Genomic DNA, 15,503 nt, shown 5'->3' with positions numbered 1-15,503 from the left:
CGCGTTCTCGCAGCTGAATCCGCCGTGAGAGTCTAAGTGCGTGCCGACCGGCGGGAGTTCGACCAACTCGAAGGGATTCTCGGGGGCGTTCACGGGACAACTCAACAGAACAAGCGATCACCAGTGGATTAGTTCACATGTCGAACCCGTTCCGCCTGAGTGCCTCTGCCAGCTCCCCGTCAGGGTCAGCCGTAAACTCAACTAACGATGACTCCGGTCTCGTTGTCGTATATAGTTCAGAGTCGATATTGTCCGGGATCTCGTTCGCGTGGCTGTTATCTACAACTGCAACGGATATTTTTCGCCTCGTGTCCGTGTCTTTTGGTTCGCTCATTGGTCGATAGTACGGGAGAGCGACATTTGGCCTTTACCGTTCGAGTGTCAAGACAAGAGCGTCCGACGGGATGAGCTATACTGTCGGAGGAAGTCCTGAGACGCCTGTCCGCTCGCAGGGCGGCGAGCGACTGGAGCACCAGTTTCCGCCGACACTATACGACAACCGCACTCTACGCGCACAACCCAAACAGTGCCAACCGGGAAGTGCCAAGCGTTTTTTGCCCGGCTGCGCGTAGCCGTAGGTATGTCCAGAGAACTCCTCGAAGAAGCCAGCGACCGACTCCGAGCTGCCGCGGAAGCGACGAGCGGCGACGTCCAGCAGCGGATCTACGACCAGTCGGACGATATCGCGACCCTCGCGGCGCGCGACGAGGGGCCGGACCACGGCCGACTGGCGCGCCACTCCAACGCGCTCGCCGAACTCGCCGAGGAGACGGACGGAGACGCCGAAGAAGCGGTCCGCGACGCCCGATCGAAGCTCTCGACGTACCGCGAGGGCGTCGAGGGCGTCTGATTCTGATTACGCTCGTATCTTCCCCCGAGCGCCGTCAACATAGGTGACGCTCGGTGGTGAAATGTGAGAGTGATCAGTATGACGCTTGGCGGACGCGCGTCGGCGATTTCGCGGTCCCAGCCCCGTAACCCCTCCGTTTCAGGTGGAGATTGTGAATTGTTCACATCCGATACGGTAGCGGAGAATGGAACGGTTTTGCCGTGCAGATCAGCAGACGTTCTTCGGCTTGATTCCCATCGATTCGAGCGTCGCGACGTACTCGTCGTAGGCAGCCTCGATCACCGCGTCGGCGGCCTCGCGGGCGGCGGTCCAGTCGTCGTCGCTCTCGCAGACCGCCTCGAGCGCGTCGACGACCCGGTCCCGCTCGGCTTCGAGATCCGAGCGGAGCCCCCGGAAGTCGTCGGCGGCCATCGGATCGGCGTCGCCGACGAAGAAGCCGACCATCTGGCCGGCGTACTCGAGCGTGACGAGATACCGGCCGAGCAGGCCGCCGAGGCGGGCGGGGGCGGACTCGAACCCGGCGAGGGCGTCGTACTGCTGTGGGTCTTCGCCGCGTGTGGGGTCGTCGGCAACGTCGGCTGCGTGCTCCCGAGCGGCTTCGGCGAGGTCGCCGAACAGCGCGTCGGTCGCGTCGCCGTCGTCCGGCGCCTCCACCCAGTCGTCGAGCACGGCCGCGAGCGCAAGCGCATCGGTCGCCGCCGCGGCGCGGACGCCTTCGCTCTCCATTTCGCCGTCCGTGAGCGCGTACATCGATTTCGAGGAGCCGAGCCGCGAGAACGCGGTTTCGTGGTCGTCGCGCAGTGCCGCCGCGAGGTCGGTGCCGTTCATACCGCTCCATTGGCCGGCGGATCGTTTGTAGGCATCGACACGTGAGCGGCCGGTCCGTTGACAGCGACGGAGCGGTCCCCAATCTCTTTGCTGCGCCCACGCGATACCGCCGACTGTGAACCCCGCGACGGCCCTCCAGACCGGCGTCCGATTCCTCTGGGAGCGCTCGGCGTCGGTGATCCCGGTGTATCTGCTCGCGAATGGACTCTACGGCATCGCGCGCGTGCCGCTTTTCCTCGCCGGAGCACTCGCCCTCTGGCTCCTGGCGGTCGGCGGACGGCTCGATCCGCTCGTGGACGTCCTCCGCGAGGTCGAGTCCGGGGCGGGCCCGACAGATCCCGACCCCACCGACCTCGAATCGGTCTTTCCCGGACTCAGTGACGCGCTGACGAACCTCCTGACGCCGGAGACGGTAGCGCTCGTCGCCGTCGGCGGCGTGCTCTCAGTCGCGCTCGCGCTAGTCGTTTCTGCGATCGGTAACGCCGCGGCGATCAGTGCGATCGTCGGGATCCTCCGCGACGACGACGGTGTCTGTGCGGCGGTCGACGGTGCACGGCGCCACTGGCGGGCGTTCCTCGTCGTTCGACTCCTGCTCTTCGCTACGCTCGGCGTCGTCATCGTTCCCGTCGTCGCTGTCGTCGTCGCCGTCGCCGGCTACTCGGGACCGATCGATCCGACCGCGGCGGCTGCTGGCGGCCCACCCGGAGCCGCGACGGTGCTCGGCATCGTGGCCGCCGTCCTCGGCCTGCTGGTGACACTGCTCGTCGTCGCCGTCATCTTCGTGCTCTTCGCGTTCGCCGACCAGGCGATCGTCGTCGACGACGTCGGCGCGTTCGCGGCGATCGGCCGCAGCGTCAGGTTCCCGTTCCGTCGCCCGATCGCCGTCCTCGGGTACGTCGCCGTCGCGATCGCCGCGCTCGTCGTCTCGGGAACAGTCGGCGGGGCGGCCGCGGCGGCCGGGACCGCGCGCGTCTCGGCGCTGCTCGGCGTGGTGGTCCTGCCGCCGGTCGTCGACGGGTTCAAGACCTCGCTGTACGCCGAGACGTCGCTTCCGTCGCTTCCGGAGTCCGAGCGGACGCCGATCGGTGAGCGGTTGCGGACGGCGTTCGGCAGCGGACTCGGCGCCCTCGGCGGGTTCGTCCGGTCGCATCCGGCGGCGCACCTCGTGTCGCTCGCCGTCCTCCTCGCTGGCGGCGCCGTCGGGTGGACCGCGACGGGAACCCTCGGAGTGACGTTTCCGGCGAGCGGGGACGTCACGGGTATCTTCGGACAGGTCCCGGTCGGGCCGTTTGCGAACATCGCGGTGAACAACTGGCTCGTCGCGATCGACCTGACGTACAGCGGCCTCGCCGCCGGGATTCCCGCGGTGGTGAGTCTCGCGTTCAACGGCCTGCTCGTGGGCGCCGTCGGCGGCGTGTTCGATCCCGTCGCGTTCGCTGCCCTCGTCGCGCCGCACGGGGTCGTCGAAGTCCCAGCCTTGGTCGTCGGCGGGGCGCTCGGGCTTCACCTGGGCGGCGTCGCTGTCGGCACAGCGCGGGGGCGACACGACACCGACGCCCTCGCTGCGGCGATCCGGCGCGCGTACCGTGTGCTCCTGGGGCTCGCGCCGGTGTTCGTCCTCGCGGCGTTCGTCGAGGCGTTTCTCACCCCGGCGATCGCTGGAGTCGTCATCGGCGGGTGAAAGTCGTTCTCGTCGCCGACGACAGGGACGGCCCGAAGGGGTCTGCAGGTCGAAAACCCCGGTTTTCGCCCCTCGTCGGTCCAAAAAGAAAGGGAATCTTCGGCCGCGCTATCGGCTGTTACTCGCCGCTGCCGGTCTCGACCGGCGCACCGACGAGGTTGCCCCACTCGGTCCAGGAGCCGTCGTAGTTGACGACTTCGTCGTAGCCGAGCAGTTCGTGGAGCGCGAACCACGCGATCGAGGAGCGCTCGCCGATGCGGCAGTAGGCGACGGTCGTCTCCGAGCCGTCGATGCCCTGGTCCGCGTAGAGCTCACGGAGTTCCTCGGCGGACTTGAACGTCCCGTCGTCGTTGACGGTCGCCGCCCAGGAGATGTTCTCCGCACCCGGAATGTGGCCGCCGCGCTGGGCCGTCTCCTGCAGTCCCGGCGGGGCGAGGATCTCGCCGCTGAACTCCTCGGGCGAGCGGACGTCGACGAGCGGCAGGCCCTCGCCGACGGCGTGTTCGACGTCGTCACGGTACGCCCGGATGGACTCGAATGGGCCCTTCGCGGCGTACTCGACCGCGGAGAAGGAGGGGACCTCGTCGGTCGTCGGGTAGTCGTTGTCGATCCAGTAGTCGCGACCGCCGTTCAGGAGGCGCACGTCGTCGTGGCCGTAGTACTTGAACTGCCAGTAGGTGTAGGCGGCGAACCAGTTGGAGTTGTCGCCGTACAGCACGACCGTCGAGTCCTCGGAGATGCCGTGGCTCCCGAGGAGGTCCTCGAAGTCCTCCTTGTCGAGGATGTCGCGGGTCGTCTGATCCTGGAGCTGTGTCTCCCAGTTGAAGCCGATCGCACCGGGAGCGTGACTCTCGTCGTACGCTTCGGTGTCGACGTCGACCTCCACCAGTCGGTGGGCGGGGTCGTCGCTTTCGAACTCGTCGAGTCGCTCCTCTACCCACTCCGGGGAGACGAGCACGTCTTTGGCGTAACCGTCGTCTGTCATTGCATATCCCTATAGAACCCCCACCCCTATAGTCTTCACAACTACGGCGTGTCCTGCCCATCCTCCCACTATCCAGATATTTTTGCCGCATCAATCGAACGTGACAGGTCGCGTGAGCGGCGCGACCTCCCCAGGGGCATCGACGACCGGCTGCCGGCCGATTGCGCTGGCAAGGATTTCCCCTTTCTTTGACGCGGCCGCTCCGGGGCGAATCAATCACGTTGAAGAGTCTCACGCCGAAACTGGAATGTATGAACGAGAACGTCGTCGTCGCCGCCGAGTGGCTAGCGGATCGACTCGACGAGGTGCGAGTGATCGACGTCCGCGACGCCTGGGAGTTCGACGGGATCGGCCACGTACCCGGCGCGGTGAACGTGCCGTTCGAGAAGTTCCGCAGCGAGGCGGGCGACGAGGGGATGCTCCCCGGCGCGGCGGCCTGGGAGTCGCTGCTCTCGGCGGCGGGCGTCGGACCGGATGACGACATCGTCGCCTACGACGACACCCACGGCGTCTTCGCCGCCCGGTTTCTGGTGACCGCGGAACTGTACGGGCACCCGCCGGACCGACTCCACCTGCTCGACGGCGACTATAGCGCCTGGAACCAGGAGTACGAGACGACGACTGACGTGCCGTCGCCGTCGGAGACCGACTACGAGGTCCGAGAACCCGACCACTCGCCGCTCGTGGACTACGAGACGGTACTGTCGGCGATCGACGATCCGGAAGTTACCGTCGTCGACACCCGCGAGGCCCGGGAGTTCGCGGAGGGACACCTCCCCGGCGCGGTCCACCTCGACTGGCGCGACCTCGTCGACGACGACACGCGGGGGCTGAAGTCCGAAGCGGACCTCGAAGCCCTGCTTTCGGACGTCGGCGTGACGCCCGACACGCGGGTGATCCTCTACTGCAACACCGCCCGCCGGATCAGCCACACCTACGTCGTCCTGCGGTCGCTCGGCTACGAGGACGTCGGCTTCTACGAGGGGAGCCTGACCGAGTGGACGGAACGCGGCGGTCCCATCGAGACCGAAGAAAGCGGCTGATGCGGTGCGTCGGCGCCACGCAGGCGACCGGCGCCGTCAGGCTTGGTTTTATCAGCGCGCCCGTGGACAGTCGGATATGCCGATGCGTCAACTCCGCTCCTGCGATTTCTGCGGCGACGAGGCCGCGGGCGTCTACGAGGTGATCCCTCCGGAACTGTCGCCGACCGAGGCCGAACAGCGACGGCTCGCCCTCTGTGGGAGCTGCGCCGGGACCCTCGAACGGACGCTGGACCCGCTGCTCGCCCGGCTGGGGGTCGACCAGGGCGGGGACCGACCGGACGCGAACGCCGACCCCGCTCGCTCGGAGCCGGCGTCGACGTCACAAAAAGCGGCGGAGGCGCCCGAATCCCCGGCGGACAGAGAATCCCCGAACGAACTCGACGCAGATTTCACGGGAGACCGCCGGTCGCTCCCGTCGGACGGCTCCGAGAGCGCCCCCGGGGAGCCCGACGACGCCTCTCCCGAGGAGGCGGCGGCTGCAGAGGGCACAGAGCGGTTGGAGGACGGAACAGGGTCGATTTCGACCCCCACCGAAGCTGCCGCTCCAGACACGAACGCACCGTCGGAATCCGCAGACGACGGCCCCTCAGCGTCTGCAGCAGCGGGAACGGCCGACGGCGACGAAGACAGCACCGAGGCGGCGGCCCCCTCAGACGGAACAGTGAACGATGCCCCATCTACGGCCGATACCGCGACCGATGACAAGCCCGAGGATTTCAGGACCGTAATGCGATTGCTCGGAAACCGCGAGTCCCCGGTCGATCGGGCGGAGATCGTCGAACTCGCAGAAAGCGCGTACGAACTGGAGGAGGCGCACATCGACCGGATTCTCGCCTACGCCGTCGACCGTGACCTGATCGTCGACGACGGGACGACGCTCAGAACGCCGTAGCGGCGGGCCGAGTGAGGGTCACAGCTCGCCTTTGGTACTCGGGGTGTCGCTCCGGCGCGGATCGACGCGCGTGGCATCGTCGAGCGACCGCGCGAGCGCCTTGAACAGCGCCTCGACCTCGTGGTGGGCGTTGGCTCCCGAGACCTCCGTATGCAGCGTCAGGCCGGCGTTCATCGAAAGCGAGTACGCGAAGTGCCGCGCCATATCGCTGGTGAACTCGCCGATCGTCGGCTGGGAGAACTCCCCGTCGAACGCGAAGTGCGGACGGCCGCTGACGTCGACGACGACGCCCGCGACCGCCTCGTCGAGGGGGACCTGCCGGTCGGCGTAGCGGACGATGCCGCGCTTGTCGCCGAGCGCCGCCGCGAAGGCCTCCCCGAGGACGATCGCGACGTCCTCGACTGTGTGGTGGTCGTCGATCCCGAGGTCCCCGTCGCAGCGCACGGTCAGATCGAACAGGCCGTGCTTTGCGAACGATTCGAGCATGTGGTCGAAGAAGCCGATCCCCGTCTCGACTTCGGCCTCGCCGTCGCCGTCGATCGCGAGCGTCAGGTCGATCGTCGTCTCGGCGGTCTCGCGGGAGACGGCCGCAGTGCGCGCTGCGTCGGCGTCGCCGGCGGTCGCCTCCCCGCCATCCATCTCCTCGTCGGCGTCGGTCATACCGGCGAATCGATGCGCTGCCCTATCACCGTTGTGCCTCGTGGCGCCGACGAATCGCCCTCGCCGCTGCTCTCGCCACCGAGACGCGAGCGAAAGTGGTACGTCGCGGGCGCGCGACATCCGAGTATGCGCATTGCCGTCCCCAACAAGGGCCGCCTGCACGATCCGAGCGTCGACCTCCTCGAACGGGCCGGACTGCACCTCGAAAGCGCCGCCGACCGGAAGCTCTACGCCGACACGGTCGATCCGGAGGTGACCGTGCTGTTCGCCCGCGCGGCCGACATCCCCGAGTACATCTGGGACGGCGCCGCAGCCGTCGGGATCACCGGCCGCGATCAGGTCGTCGAGTCCGGCCGCGATCTGGTCGAACTCGTGGACCTGGAGTTCGGGCGCTGCCGCCTCGTCCTCGCAGCGCCCGAGGGCGGCGAGATCACGGAGCCGGCGGACCTCGCTGGCGGCAGCGTCGGGACGGAGTTCCCGGAGATCACCCGGCAGTACCTCGAAGACGAGGGGATCGACGCCGACGTCGTGGAGGTGACTGGCGCGACGGAACTGACCCCGCACGTCGAGATGGCCGACGCGATCGTCGACATCACCTCGACCGGGACGACCCTCCGGATGAACCGTCTGGCGGTGATCGACGAGGTGCTCTCCTCGTCGGTGCGGCTCTACGCCCACCCCGACCACGTCGACGATCCGAAGGTCCAGCAGCTCGTGACCGCCTTCGAGTCGGTCCTCGATGCCACCGACAAGCGCTACGTGATGCTGAACGTCCCGCGGGACCGCCTCGACGACGTGCGCGAGGTCATCCCGGGGCTCGACGGCCCGACGGTGATGGACGTCGCAGGCGACGACACCGTCGCGGTCCACGTGGTGGTCGACGAACAGGACGTCTTCGAGGTCGTCAACGATCTAAAGGAGATCGGCGCCTCCGGCATTCTCGTCACCGAGATCGAACGGCTCGTCGAGTAGCGCCGGCGCCGCGGACGCCCCGGAAGCAGCGACGAGACAGTCGCCGGAGAGCGACTGGTCACCCCCGGCTTTCCGGGTGCGCCCTCGGCTCTCCAGCCCCTTGAGCTCTCCAGCAACTTCGGCTCTCCAGCCCCTTGAGCTCTCCAGCAACTTCGGCTCTCCAGCCGCCCCCGACTACCCGGGCGCGCTCCCGGCGAGCGCGAGAATCCCGAAGACGATCGTCCCGAGGATGACGCTGACGACGAAGTGGATGACAGTGATGTACGCCGAAAGGCGGGTCGACTCGCTGTAGAGGGCACGGATGGCGGCCCCATCGAGGACGAGCGCGACGACGAGCCCGGCGAAGAGAATCGCTGAACTGTCGCGGGCGAACGTCGCGACGAGGACGCTGATCGCGGCCGGGACCGGTCCGACGACGAACGCGTTGCGGACGGGGACGTCGCCGAGGACGTTCCGGGCGGCGATGTGGGCGGTGATCGACAGGAAGAGCGCAAACGAGGCGAACGTGCCGGCGATCGCGAGGGGGCTACCGGCGGCAGTCGATTGGAGCGGGAGCGTCATCAGGAAGGGTAGAGAGCGTATCAGGCGGGCCTCAGTCCTCTAACAGGCCGAGGTCGTCCAGTCTGGAGACGATGACGTCGACGGCCTCGCGGGCGTCGTCGGGTTCTTTACCGCCGGTGATGACGAGCTTCCCCGAACCGAAGAGCAGCGCGACCACGGACGGTTCCTCGAGGCGGTAGACCAGACCCGGGAACTGCTCGGGTTCGTACTCGATGTTCTCCAGACCGAGGCCGATGGCGATGGCGTTGAGGTTGAGATTTCGGCCCAGGTCCGCAGAGGTGACGATGTTCTGGACCGTGATCTCGGGGTCGTCGTCGACGGGAATCTGCAGGTCGCGGAGTTTCTCGAAGACGATGTGGAGGCTCTCGTGAACGTCGTCCGTGGATTTGGCGCCGGTGCAGACGATCTTTCCCGACCGGAAGATGAGCGCCGCGGATTTCGGCTCCTGTGTCCGGTAGACGAGGCCAGGGAACTGCTCGGGGTCGTAGTCGGCGCCTTCGAGATCCATCGCAACGCTCTGGAGGTCGAGTTCCTGGCCGATCCCGGTGGAGGCGACGACGTTCTCGATGTTGATCGTGTCCTTGGGGTCGCTCATGAATCGACTTAAACGACGTATTTAAGGTTTAAAAAGATTGGTGCGCGGTTTCGGGGGACTGAACGAGGGCGGGACCGGATGTCGTTCGGCACTCGGCCCCGAGGCGACACGCTGATTTACACCCCGAGCGAGAACCGGACGTGTACTGTCTGGAACTCGGCGGGGAAGCGGCCGACGAGGCGTTCGCCGCCCTCGAAGCCGAGCGGGCGGCCGCCTCGGCCGTGACACGCGTCGCCCCGGGACTGGCGACGGCCCGAGGCATCCACGCCGACCGCGTGCCGACGCTCGCGTACACGCGGCGCGCCGCGGAACTCGTCGGACGCACCGACGCCGCCGTGTCGAGCGCGGTCGCGACGCTTTCGGCCGCGTCGATCGATCGGACGGGATCGGTCGCGGTCCGGGCGCGAAACGTCCGGTCGACCGCGGACGTGAGCACCGCGGCGGCCGAGCGCGAACTCGGCAGCGTGCTCGTCGATCGGGGGTTCTCTGTCGACCTCGACGATCCCGACCACGAACTCCGGGCGTGCTTCGCCGACGATACCTGTCTCCTCGGGTGGACGGTCGCCGAGCGCGACACGTCATTCGGCTCGCGTGCCCCGACGGACCGCCCGTTCTTCCAGCCCGGAAGTATGGCGCCACGGGACGCCCGTGCGTATGTGAACCTCGCTGCCGGCCCGGCGCTTACAACGACGACTGCCGCCGGGCCGGGGCTCCGAAATACAACTGCCGCTGGGCCGATACCCCCGGACACGACCGTCCTCGATCCGATGTGCGGGACCGGCGGCCTCCTCATCGAGGCGGGCCTCGTCGGCGCGCGGGCGGTCGGCTCCGATGCCCAGTGGAAGATGGCCCGCGGGACGACGGAGAACCTCGCGTACTACCTGCCGGAGACCCGCTGGGACGTCGTCCGCGGCGACGCCACCGACCTCCCCTTTACTGACGACGCAGCGGACGCGGTGGTCTTCGACGCGCCCTACGGCCGGCAGTCGAAGATCGCCGGTCACGAACTGGCCGACCTCGTCGGGGGCGCACTCGCGGAGGCCGCACGCGTCGCCCCGAGCTGCGTCCTCGTCGGCGACCGGGACTGGTCGACCGCGGCGAGCGACGCCGGGTGGACGGTCGAAGCGCGGTTCGAACGGCGGGTGCACGGCTCGCTCGTCCGGCACGTTCACGTGCTGGTACGGGAGTAGCGCCGCGGCTCCGGCAGCCGGAGCCCGATCACTCGAATCCGCTGATCAACGTCACGAGCCACTGCGCCGGGTCGTCCCGGCGGCGGACCTCGACGCGGTGAACCCACTTCACCCACTGGAAGCCCCGCCGACCGGGCGCCACGAGTCGCAGCGGCGCACCGTGGCCGTGGCTGAGTCGCTCGTCGCCGACGTGCGTCGCCAGAAGCGCCTCGCGGGCCTCCTCGATCGGCAGCGACCAGCGATACCCCGTCACGGAGACGAACCGAACGAACCGACCCTCCTCGGCGACGTCCGCGGCGTCGAGTAAGTCACCGACGCGGAGGCCGCGCCACCGCTGGACGGTGTACCAGCCGCTCGTACAGTCTAAGAGTGCTTCCTCGCTGCTGTCGGGCCCGAGTGCGTCGAGGGAAAGTTCGAGCGGGGACCCAACCTCGCCGGCGACGGTCAGCGTCCACGTCGACCGGTCGATCGGTTCGGGATCGTCGGCGACCCAGGAAGTGACCGGAAAGCTGCCGTTCCCGGATCCCTCGCGCGGCTGTGAGCCGGTGAACCGACGGTCCTCACCGGGGGTGTCGAGGACGCGGTTGGCAAGTTCCTGTCCCCGATACGTCAGGGCGCCGCCGACAAGCAGCCCCGCGTATTTGATCGTCGTCCGCCGCCGGTGGAAATCGTCCCGATCCGGGAGGCGAGCGCGCGAGGAGAGGTGCCAGGCCACCAGCGGCACCAGCACCAGCCCGAAGCCGACGTGCACGCTCAGAAGCGTCCAGTAGGCGAGTCGGACGTCGAGTCCGAATACCCAGGTGACCCCCGTCGCGAGCGCTCCGAGCGTGGCAAGCAGCGTGAGCACCGATACGAGCGTCGACGCCTGCCAGTGTTCCCGTCGGGTGAGTCGGTGCCGAACTCGGGCGAGTTTGAACCCCAGGAGCGCCACGAACGTCACGCCGAGGATCCGGTGCAGCCAGAAGACGGACCATCCCGACGGAGCGGCGACGGTGAACGAGTAAAGCCCGGTCCCGGTTTCGAGGAGGACGACCGCGAGCAGCGACCAGTCGACGAGCCGGGGGGACGGCTCGACGGCAGCGAGCGCCCGCCGGAGTGACGCGACCGGTCCGGACCTCATATCTATGTCACAGAATCACACGGCAAGAAACGTTGCGGCTGCAGGGGCCGTTCGTCGCTACTTCCCGAGGACCCAGCCGAAGAGAAGCGGCGCGAAAAGCAGCGTTAGCGGAACGAGGATCCACACCTGCCCCGCGAGCACGTCGTACTGCGCGAGCGTTTCGCTCACCGGCGTCCCCTCCAGATAGCCGACGAGAAACTCGAAGCCGACCGTGAGTACCGTCCAGACGGCGCCGACGAGGAGGAGTTCGGCCCGCGTGTATTCGATCGGCGTTCTTCCGAAGTAGACCCCGGCGACGAGCAGGATCGCTCCGACCAGCAGCGCGGTGCTGACGACGTGGCCCGCGTACTCGCCGATTCGCGGGATCAAGACGAGTTCCCGGAAGACGCCGTTTGCGACGGCGACGACAGCCATCAGGAGCCACAGGGCGAGCGGGTACGTGAGCACGGAGGGGCGGATCGACGGGAGCGATGAGAGTGTCATCTGTCGGGTCCCGGTGATGCTACGACGGATTCGAGCAAAAGAGTAGCGTCAGTCGCCCCCGCTCACCACACCGTACTGACGGGTGGCGTTCGCGGGTGCAATGGGGCAGACGGCTACCGGTCTACTACGGCCAGGATCGACTCGCCCGCCCGGACGGTGTCTCCCTCCGCGACGAGAAGGTCTTCGCGATCGTACGACGGCGGCAACAGGACGTCCGCCCGCGACCCGAAGTCGATGTGGCCGATCCGCTGGGCCCGCGTGAGGTCCGCGCCCGCCTCGACGTAGGGGTGGATGCGCCGCGCGAACGCGCCGGCGATCAGCGAGACTTCGGCCGGCCCCTCGGCGGTCGCAACGTCGATGTCGACGCGCTCGTTGCGCTCGGAGTCCTTCGAGAACGCCGGTCGATGGGCGCCCGATCGGTGAGTCACGCGCTCGACCCGGCCGGACAGCGGCGCGCGGTTCACGTGGACGTCGGTCACGTTCATGAACACGCCCACGCGGACCTGTTCGCCCTCCTCACGGACGACCGAGACGCGGCCGTCGGCGGGCGAGACCACGCCCGGCCCCGACGGCCGGCGCTCGGGATCGCGGAAGAACCACGCGACGAAGCCGCCGACGGCGAGCGCGACGACGCCAAGCGGGGGCGCGACGACGGCGAGGACCGCGGCGGCCGCAAACGCCGGGATCGCAAAGCGCCGCGCGCCGGGCGCAAAGCGCATCTCAGGCGAACGCCTCCGCGGCGAGTTCGGACTCCCCGGCCGCCCAGGCGGTCAGTAGATGCGTGATGTGGAGGCGGCCGTCGTTGCCTTCTGCGAGGTTGTGGTCGGCCTCGCCGGCGAGGCGGTGCAGGCGGATCAGGTTCGCCTCGCCGAACTCCTCGGGGTAGGTGTCGGCGACGCGCAGCAGTTCCGCGAGCAGTTCCTCGCCGCCGAACCCCTCGTCGTCCAGCAGCGTCGTCACCTCCTTGCGGGCGTCGCGGATCTCGCCCGCGGCCGCAGCGTCGAGCACCGACTTCAGCGCGTCGTCGTGGCCCGCATCCGAGAGTGCCGCCTCCGCGGCGTCGACGGTGATCTCGCCGTCGCCCTCGATCGACGCGTGCTGGGCGGCGAGCACCGCATAGCGGAGGTCGCCGCCGGCCTTCGACGCGATGAGGTTCAGCGCCAGCGGCTCTGCTTCGACGTCCTCGGCGGTCGCAACATCGGCGAGCACGGTCTCGATCTCGTCTGTGGTGGGCGCACGGACCGGCACGGGGAAGCACCGCGACCGGATCGGCGGGATGAGTTTCGAGGGCTGTCTGGTGGCGATCACGAACTGGGTGTTGCGGTGGTACTGCTCCATCACCCGGCGGAGCGCCTGCTGGAAGTCCTCGCGGATGGTCTCGGCGTTGTCCAGAAGCACCGTCTTGTACGCCCCCGAGGCGGGCTTGTAGGAGGAGAGCTCCTGCATCACGTGCGAGACCATATCGCGCTTCGACCAGTCGCGTTTGTACTTGTTGCCCTTGCCGCCGCGGCGGTACTGCTTCGAGAACGCGGTTTGGCCCTGCAGGAACCGCGAAAAGCGCGGGTCCTCGCGGATCTCCTTTTTGGTCCGACTGAAGAAGTCCGCGACGTTGATTTCGATCAGATCTGCGTCGGGGTCCTCGTGGGCTTCCCTCGCCAACGCGCGGACGGCGGCGGTCTTTCCGACACCCGCCGGACCCTGGACGACGAGGTTCATCGGTTCGTCGACGGTGCGAGCCAGCCGTTCGCGGACCTCCGTCTGGGGCAGGTCCGAAAGGGAGGGCGCGTGCGTCTCGGTCCACAGGGGCGCGTCCATCGAACGCGAGTAGTCGTCGGGGGGGTAAGAAACTCCCCCTCTGGACTCGGTCGACACGGGCGCCGCCTCGCTAGATGGAGGGGAGACGTCGATTCGCCGGATGGAGGGGAGACGTCGATTCGCCGGATGGAGGGCAGGCATCGACTCGCCGGATGGAAGAGAAGCACCGACTCGCCGTCGGGGGAATGTCAGGTGCGATCGATCTCAGATTCCCGTTCGGCGTGGGCGGATTCCGTCGACCGCTCGCTCCGTTTCGATCGCTCGATCCGTTCGCGGGCGTCCTCCGGTGTTTCAGTCTCCAGCAGGGCTTCGAGTTTCCGCTCGAACTGTTCCTCGGAGAGTTCGCCGCTCGCGTAGCGCTCGCGGAGTCGCGACAGCGCGGAATCAACATCCTCACCCGCAGAGCCCTCCGCCGCGTGCTGTCCCTCCGTCTCGCTATCGCGTCCCGGTCGCTCCACCCGCCCGTCTCGCGAGCGCCGTCCCCGGAACAGCGACACGAGCGGGACCACGACAGCGTACCCGATGACGAAGATCAGCCAGAAGTCGACGGCGGCAAGCAGCGGGACCCCGAAAAGCGACCCGAGCCCCGCGCCGAGAACCACAAGCGCGGTGGCGGCGACGACTCGATCGTCGGAGTCGGCGGGAACCGCGTTCCACCGACGTCCCTCAGTCCGGCGGTCGTCCATACGCAGGAAATCCGCTGGCAGTGTGAAAAATCGTCCGCTGGTGCGGCGGAAAACGTCACGCAGTTCGACCCGATCGCTCGACCACTGCCGCCCGATCCGACACGGGTTTACCACGCCGCCCCCGAGGGACGGTATGTCGATGCGCGTGACGTTTCTCGGGACTGGCGGGGCCGTCCCGACGACCGAACGGGGGCCGAGTGCGCTGTTCCTCGAACGGGAAGGCGAGCGGCTGCTGTTCGACTGCGGCGAGGGCACCCAGCGGCAGATGATGCGGTTCGGCACCGGCTTTTCGGTCTCGCATCTGTTCGTCACGCACCTCCACGGCGACCACGTCCTCGGGATTCCGGGGCTGATCCAGACCCTCGATTTCAACGACCGCGAGGCGCCGCTCGCGATCCACGGCCCGCCGGGATCGAAACGGCACTTGCGGGACCTCGTGGAAGCCGGCGGCTACCGGCCGTCGTTCCCGCTGACGATCAACGAAATCCGCCCGGGGAACGTCGCGCTGGACGCCGACGGCTACGAGGTCCGGACGTTCCCGACCGACCACCGGAACGTCAGTTCGGTGGGCTACGCGCTCGTCGAAGACGACAGGCGGGGGCGCTTCGACCGCGAGAAGGCCGAGGAACTGGGCGTCCCGGTCGGCCCGAAGTTCGGCCGACTCCACGACGGCGAGGCCGTCGAACTCGACGACGGGACGGTCGTCCGCCCGGAGCAGGTCGTCGGCGACCCCCGACCCGGTCGGCGGTTCGTCTACACCGGTGACACCCGCCCGGTCGACGCGACCGTCGAGGCCGCCGAGGAACCGGATCTCCTCGTCCACGACGCCACCTTCGCCTCGGAGTGGGCCGAGCGGGCGCGCGGGACCGGCCACTCGACCGGCCGCGAGGCCGCCGAGATCGGGAACCGCGCCGGCGCAAAGCGGCTCGCGCTCGTCCACGTCTCATCGCGGTACGCCGGCGACGCCAGCCCGATCGAACGCGACGCCGAAGGGCGCTTTCGCGGCGAGGAAGCCTTCGTCCCTGACGACGGCCGGAAACTGACGGTGCCGTATCCCGACGAGGAGTAGCGCCCCGCTGGAACCGCAGCCGGCCCCCGGCTCCACCCGAAACGACACCTTTGCCTGAGTCCAGCACGTCAAT

At 68.2% G+C, this 15,503-nt stretch carries 18 protein-coding genes; 7 read left to right on the top strand and 11 right to left on the bottom strand.

The window, feature by feature from the left end:
• Positions 1 to 133: 133 nt before the first annotated feature.
• Positions 134 to 334 carry a hypothetical protein gene (locus tag RJT48_RS01750; RefSeq protein WP_311170506.1) on the bottom strand — a complete coding sequence of 67 codons (201 nt, stop codon included), beginning with the start codon at positions 332 to 334 and terminating at the stop codon, positions 134 to 136.
• Between the two features lie 246 nt (positions 335 to 580).
• Here RJT48_RS01750 and RJT48_RS01745 point away from each other — a divergent pair, with 246 nt between their 5' ends.
• On the top strand, positions 581 to 850 hold the full coding sequence (locus RJT48_RS01745; protein ID WP_311170505.1) for a DUF7553 family protein: 270 nt from the start codon (positions 581 to 583) through the stop codon (positions 848 to 850).
• A 207-nt stretch (positions 851 to 1,057) separates the two neighbouring features.
• Here RJT48_RS01745 and RJT48_RS01740 read toward each other — a convergent pair whose 3' ends face one another.
• A complete protein-coding gene (locus RJT48_RS01740; RefSeq protein WP_311170504.1) occupies positions 1,058 to 1,678 on the bottom strand; it encodes a transcription antitermination protein in 621 nt (206 codons plus the stop codon).
• A gap of 115 nt (positions 1,679 to 1,793) precedes the next feature.
• Between RJT48_RS01740 and RJT48_RS01735 the strand changes: the two genes are divergently transcribed.
• Positions 1,794 to 3,359, top strand: a complete 1,566-nt coding sequence (locus RJT48_RS01735; protein ID WP_311170503.1) for a stage II sporulation protein M — start codon at positions 1,794 to 1,796, stop codon at positions 3,357 to 3,359.
• Positions 3,360 to 3,477: 118 nt separating this feature from the next.
• Here RJT48_RS01735 and RJT48_RS01730 read toward each other — a convergent pair whose 3' ends face one another.
• Positions 3,478 to 4,344: a sulfurtransferase gene (locus tag RJT48_RS01730; protein WP_311170502.1), complete on the bottom strand. Its 867-nt coding sequence runs from the start codon at positions 4,342 to 4,344 to the stop codon at positions 3,478 to 3,480.
• A 251-nt stretch (positions 4,345 to 4,595) separates the two neighbouring features.
• Here RJT48_RS01730 and RJT48_RS01725 point away from each other — a divergent pair, with 251 nt between their 5' ends.
• Positions 4,596 to 5,387 (top strand): sulfurtransferase, encoded by a 792-nt coding sequence (locus RJT48_RS01725; RefSeq protein WP_311170501.1) that lies wholly within the window; start codon positions 4,596 to 4,598, stop codon positions 5,385 to 5,387.
• Positions 5,388 to 5,463: 76 nt separating this feature from the next.
• A complete protein-coding gene (locus RJT48_RS01720) occupies positions 5,464 to 6,279 on the top strand; it encodes a hypothetical protein (protein ID WP_311170500.1) in 816 nt (271 codons plus the stop codon).
• A gap of 18 nt (positions 6,280 to 6,297) precedes the next feature.
• Here RJT48_RS01720 and hisB read toward each other — a convergent pair whose 3' ends face one another.
• On the bottom strand, positions 6,298 to 6,918 hold the full coding sequence (hisB, locus tag RJT48_RS01715; protein ID WP_311170840.1) for an imidazoleglycerol-phosphate dehydratase HisB: 621 nt from the start codon (positions 6,916 to 6,918) through the stop codon (positions 6,298 to 6,300).
• A gap of 147 nt (positions 6,919 to 7,065) precedes the next feature.
• Between hisB and hisG the strand changes: the two genes are divergently transcribed.
• Positions 7,066 to 7,911, top strand: a complete 846-nt coding sequence (hisG, locus tag RJT48_RS01710) for an ATP phosphoribosyltransferase (RefSeq protein WP_311170499.1) — start codon at positions 7,066 to 7,068, stop codon at positions 7,909 to 7,911.
• Positions 7,912 to 8,085: 174 nt separating this feature from the next.
• On the opposite strand, the gene RJT48_RS01705 is transcribed toward hisG, so the two are convergent.
• On the bottom strand, positions 8,086 to 8,472 hold the full coding sequence (locus tag RJT48_RS01705; RefSeq protein WP_425604688.1) for a DUF7473 family protein: 387 nt from the start codon (positions 8,470 to 8,472) through the stop codon (positions 8,086 to 8,088).
• A gap of 31 nt (positions 8,473 to 8,503) precedes the next feature.
• Positions 8,504 to 9,067 (bottom strand): TATA-box-binding protein, encoded by a 564-nt coding sequence (locus tag RJT48_RS01700; protein ID WP_311170498.1) that lies wholly within the window; start codon positions 9,065 to 9,067, stop codon positions 8,504 to 8,506.
• A 149-nt stretch (positions 9,068 to 9,216) separates the two neighbouring features.
• Between RJT48_RS01700 and RJT48_RS01695 the strand changes: the two genes are divergently transcribed.
• Positions 9,217 to 10,257, top strand: coding sequence for a methyltransferase domain-containing protein (locus tag RJT48_RS01695; protein WP_345784728.1), 1,041 nt, complete (start codon positions 9,217 to 9,219; stop codon positions 10,255 to 10,257).
• A 28-nt stretch (positions 10,258 to 10,285) separates the two neighbouring features.
• On the opposite strand, the gene RJT48_RS01690 is transcribed toward RJT48_RS01695, so the two are convergent.
• The 5 genes from RJT48_RS01690 to RJT48_RS01670 form a co-directional block, all read right to left on the bottom strand.
• Positions 10,286 to 11,377 (bottom strand): molybdopterin-dependent oxidoreductase, encoded by a 1,092-nt coding sequence (locus RJT48_RS01690; RefSeq protein WP_311170496.1) that lies wholly within the window; start codon positions 11,375 to 11,377, stop codon positions 10,286 to 10,288.
• Positions 11,378 to 11,434: 57 nt separating this feature from the next.
• A complete protein-coding gene (locus tag RJT48_RS01685; RefSeq protein ID WP_311170495.1) occupies positions 11,435 to 11,860 on the bottom strand; it encodes a hypothetical protein in 426 nt (141 codons plus the stop codon).
• Positions 11,861 to 11,973: 113 nt separating this feature from the next.
• Complete coding sequence (locus tag RJT48_RS01680) at positions 11,974 to 12,579, bottom strand: protein sorting system archaetidylserine decarboxylase (protein ID WP_311170494.1); 606 nt, start codon at positions 12,577 to 12,579, stop codon at positions 11,974 to 11,976.
• Position 12,580: 1 nt separating this feature from the next.
• Positions 12,581 to 13,675, bottom strand: a complete 1,095-nt coding sequence (locus RJT48_RS01675) for an AAA family ATPase (RefSeq protein WP_311170493.1) — start codon at positions 13,673 to 13,675, stop codon at positions 12,581 to 12,583.
• Between the two features lie 188 nt (positions 13,676 to 13,863).
• Positions 13,864 to 14,361, bottom strand: a complete 498-nt coding sequence (locus RJT48_RS01670) for an SHOCT domain-containing protein (protein WP_311170492.1) — start codon at positions 14,359 to 14,361, stop codon at positions 13,864 to 13,866.
• A gap of 139 nt (positions 14,362 to 14,500) precedes the next feature.
• Here RJT48_RS01670 and rnz point away from each other — a divergent pair, with 139 nt between their 5' ends.
• Positions 14,501 to 15,430 carry a ribonuclease Z gene (gene rnz / locus RJT48_RS01665; RefSeq protein ID WP_311170838.1) on the top strand — a complete coding sequence of 310 codons (930 nt, stop codon included), beginning with the start codon at positions 14,501 to 14,503 and terminating at the stop codon, positions 15,428 to 15,430.
• Positions 15,431 to 15,503: the final 73 nt, after the last annotated feature.

The sequence above is a fragment of the Halobellus ordinarius genome, assembly GCF_031823395.1.
In the GTDB taxonomy this organism is placed as follows: domain Archaea; phylum Halobacteriota; class Halobacteria; order Halobacteriales; family Haloferacaceae; genus Haloquadratum; species Haloquadratum ordinarius.
This window is presented reverse-complemented; position numbering and strand designations above follow the sequence as displayed.

Excerpts from the sequence above, each read along its gene's own strand:
- RJT48_RS01750 (WP_311170506.1), bottom strand. The coding sequence starts at position 334 with ATGAGCGAACCAAAAGACACGGACACGAGGCGAAAAATATCCGTTGCA.
- RJT48_RS01745 (WP_311170505.1), top strand. The coding sequence starts at position 581 with ATGTCCAGAGAACTCCTCGAAGAAGCCAGCGACCGACTCCGAGCTGCC.
- RJT48_RS01740 (WP_311170504.1), bottom strand. The coding sequence starts at position 1,678 with ATGAACGGCACCGACCTCGCGGCGGCACTGCGCGACGACCACGAAACC.
- RJT48_RS01730 (WP_311170502.1), bottom strand. The coding sequence starts at position 4,344 with ATGACAGACGACGGTTACGCCAAAGACGTGCTCGTCTCCCCGGAGTGG.
- RJT48_RS01725 (WP_311170501.1), top strand. The coding sequence starts at position 4,596 with ATGAACGAGAACGTCGTCGTCGCCGCCGAGTGGCTAGCGGATCGACTC.
- RJT48_RS01720 (WP_311170500.1), top strand. The coding sequence starts at position 5,464 with ATGCCGATGCGTCAACTCCGCTCCTGCGATTTCTGCGGCGACGAGGCC.
- hisB (WP_311170840.1), bottom strand. The coding sequence starts at position 6,918 with ATGGATGGCGGGGAGGCGACCGCCGGCGACGCCGACGCAGCGCGCACT.
- hisG (WP_311170499.1), top strand. The coding sequence starts at position 7,066 with ATGCGCATTGCCGTCCCCAACAAGGGCCGCCTGCACGATCCGAGCGTC.
- RJT48_RS01705 (WP_425604688.1), bottom strand. The coding sequence starts at position 8,472 with ATGACGCTCCCGCTCCAATCGACTGCCGCCGGTAGCCCCCTCGCGATC.
- RJT48_RS01700 (WP_311170498.1), bottom strand. The coding sequence starts at position 9,067 with ATGAGCGACCCCAAGGACACGATCAACATCGAGAACGTCGTCGCCTCC.
- RJT48_RS01690 (WP_311170496.1), bottom strand. The coding sequence starts at position 11,377 with ATGAGGTCCGGACCGGTCGCGTCACTCCGGCGGGCGCTCGCTGCCGTC.
- RJT48_RS01685 (WP_311170495.1), bottom strand. The coding sequence starts at position 11,860 with ATGACACTCTCATCGCTCCCGTCGATCCGCCCCTCCGTGCTCACGTAC.
- RJT48_RS01680 (WP_311170494.1), bottom strand. The coding sequence starts at position 12,579 with ATGCGCTTTGCGCCCGGCGCGCGGCGCTTTGCGATCCCGGCGTTTGCG.
- RJT48_RS01675 (WP_311170493.1), bottom strand. The coding sequence starts at position 13,675 with ATGGACGCGCCCCTGTGGACCGAGACGCACGCGCCCTCCCTTTCGGAC.
- RJT48_RS01670 (WP_311170492.1), bottom strand. The coding sequence starts at position 14,361 with ATGGACGACCGCCGGACTGAGGGACGTCGGTGGAACGCGGTTCCCGCC.
- rnz (WP_311170838.1), top strand. The coding sequence starts at position 14,501 with ATGCGCGTGACGTTTCTCGGGACTGGCGGGGCCGTCCCGACGACCGAA.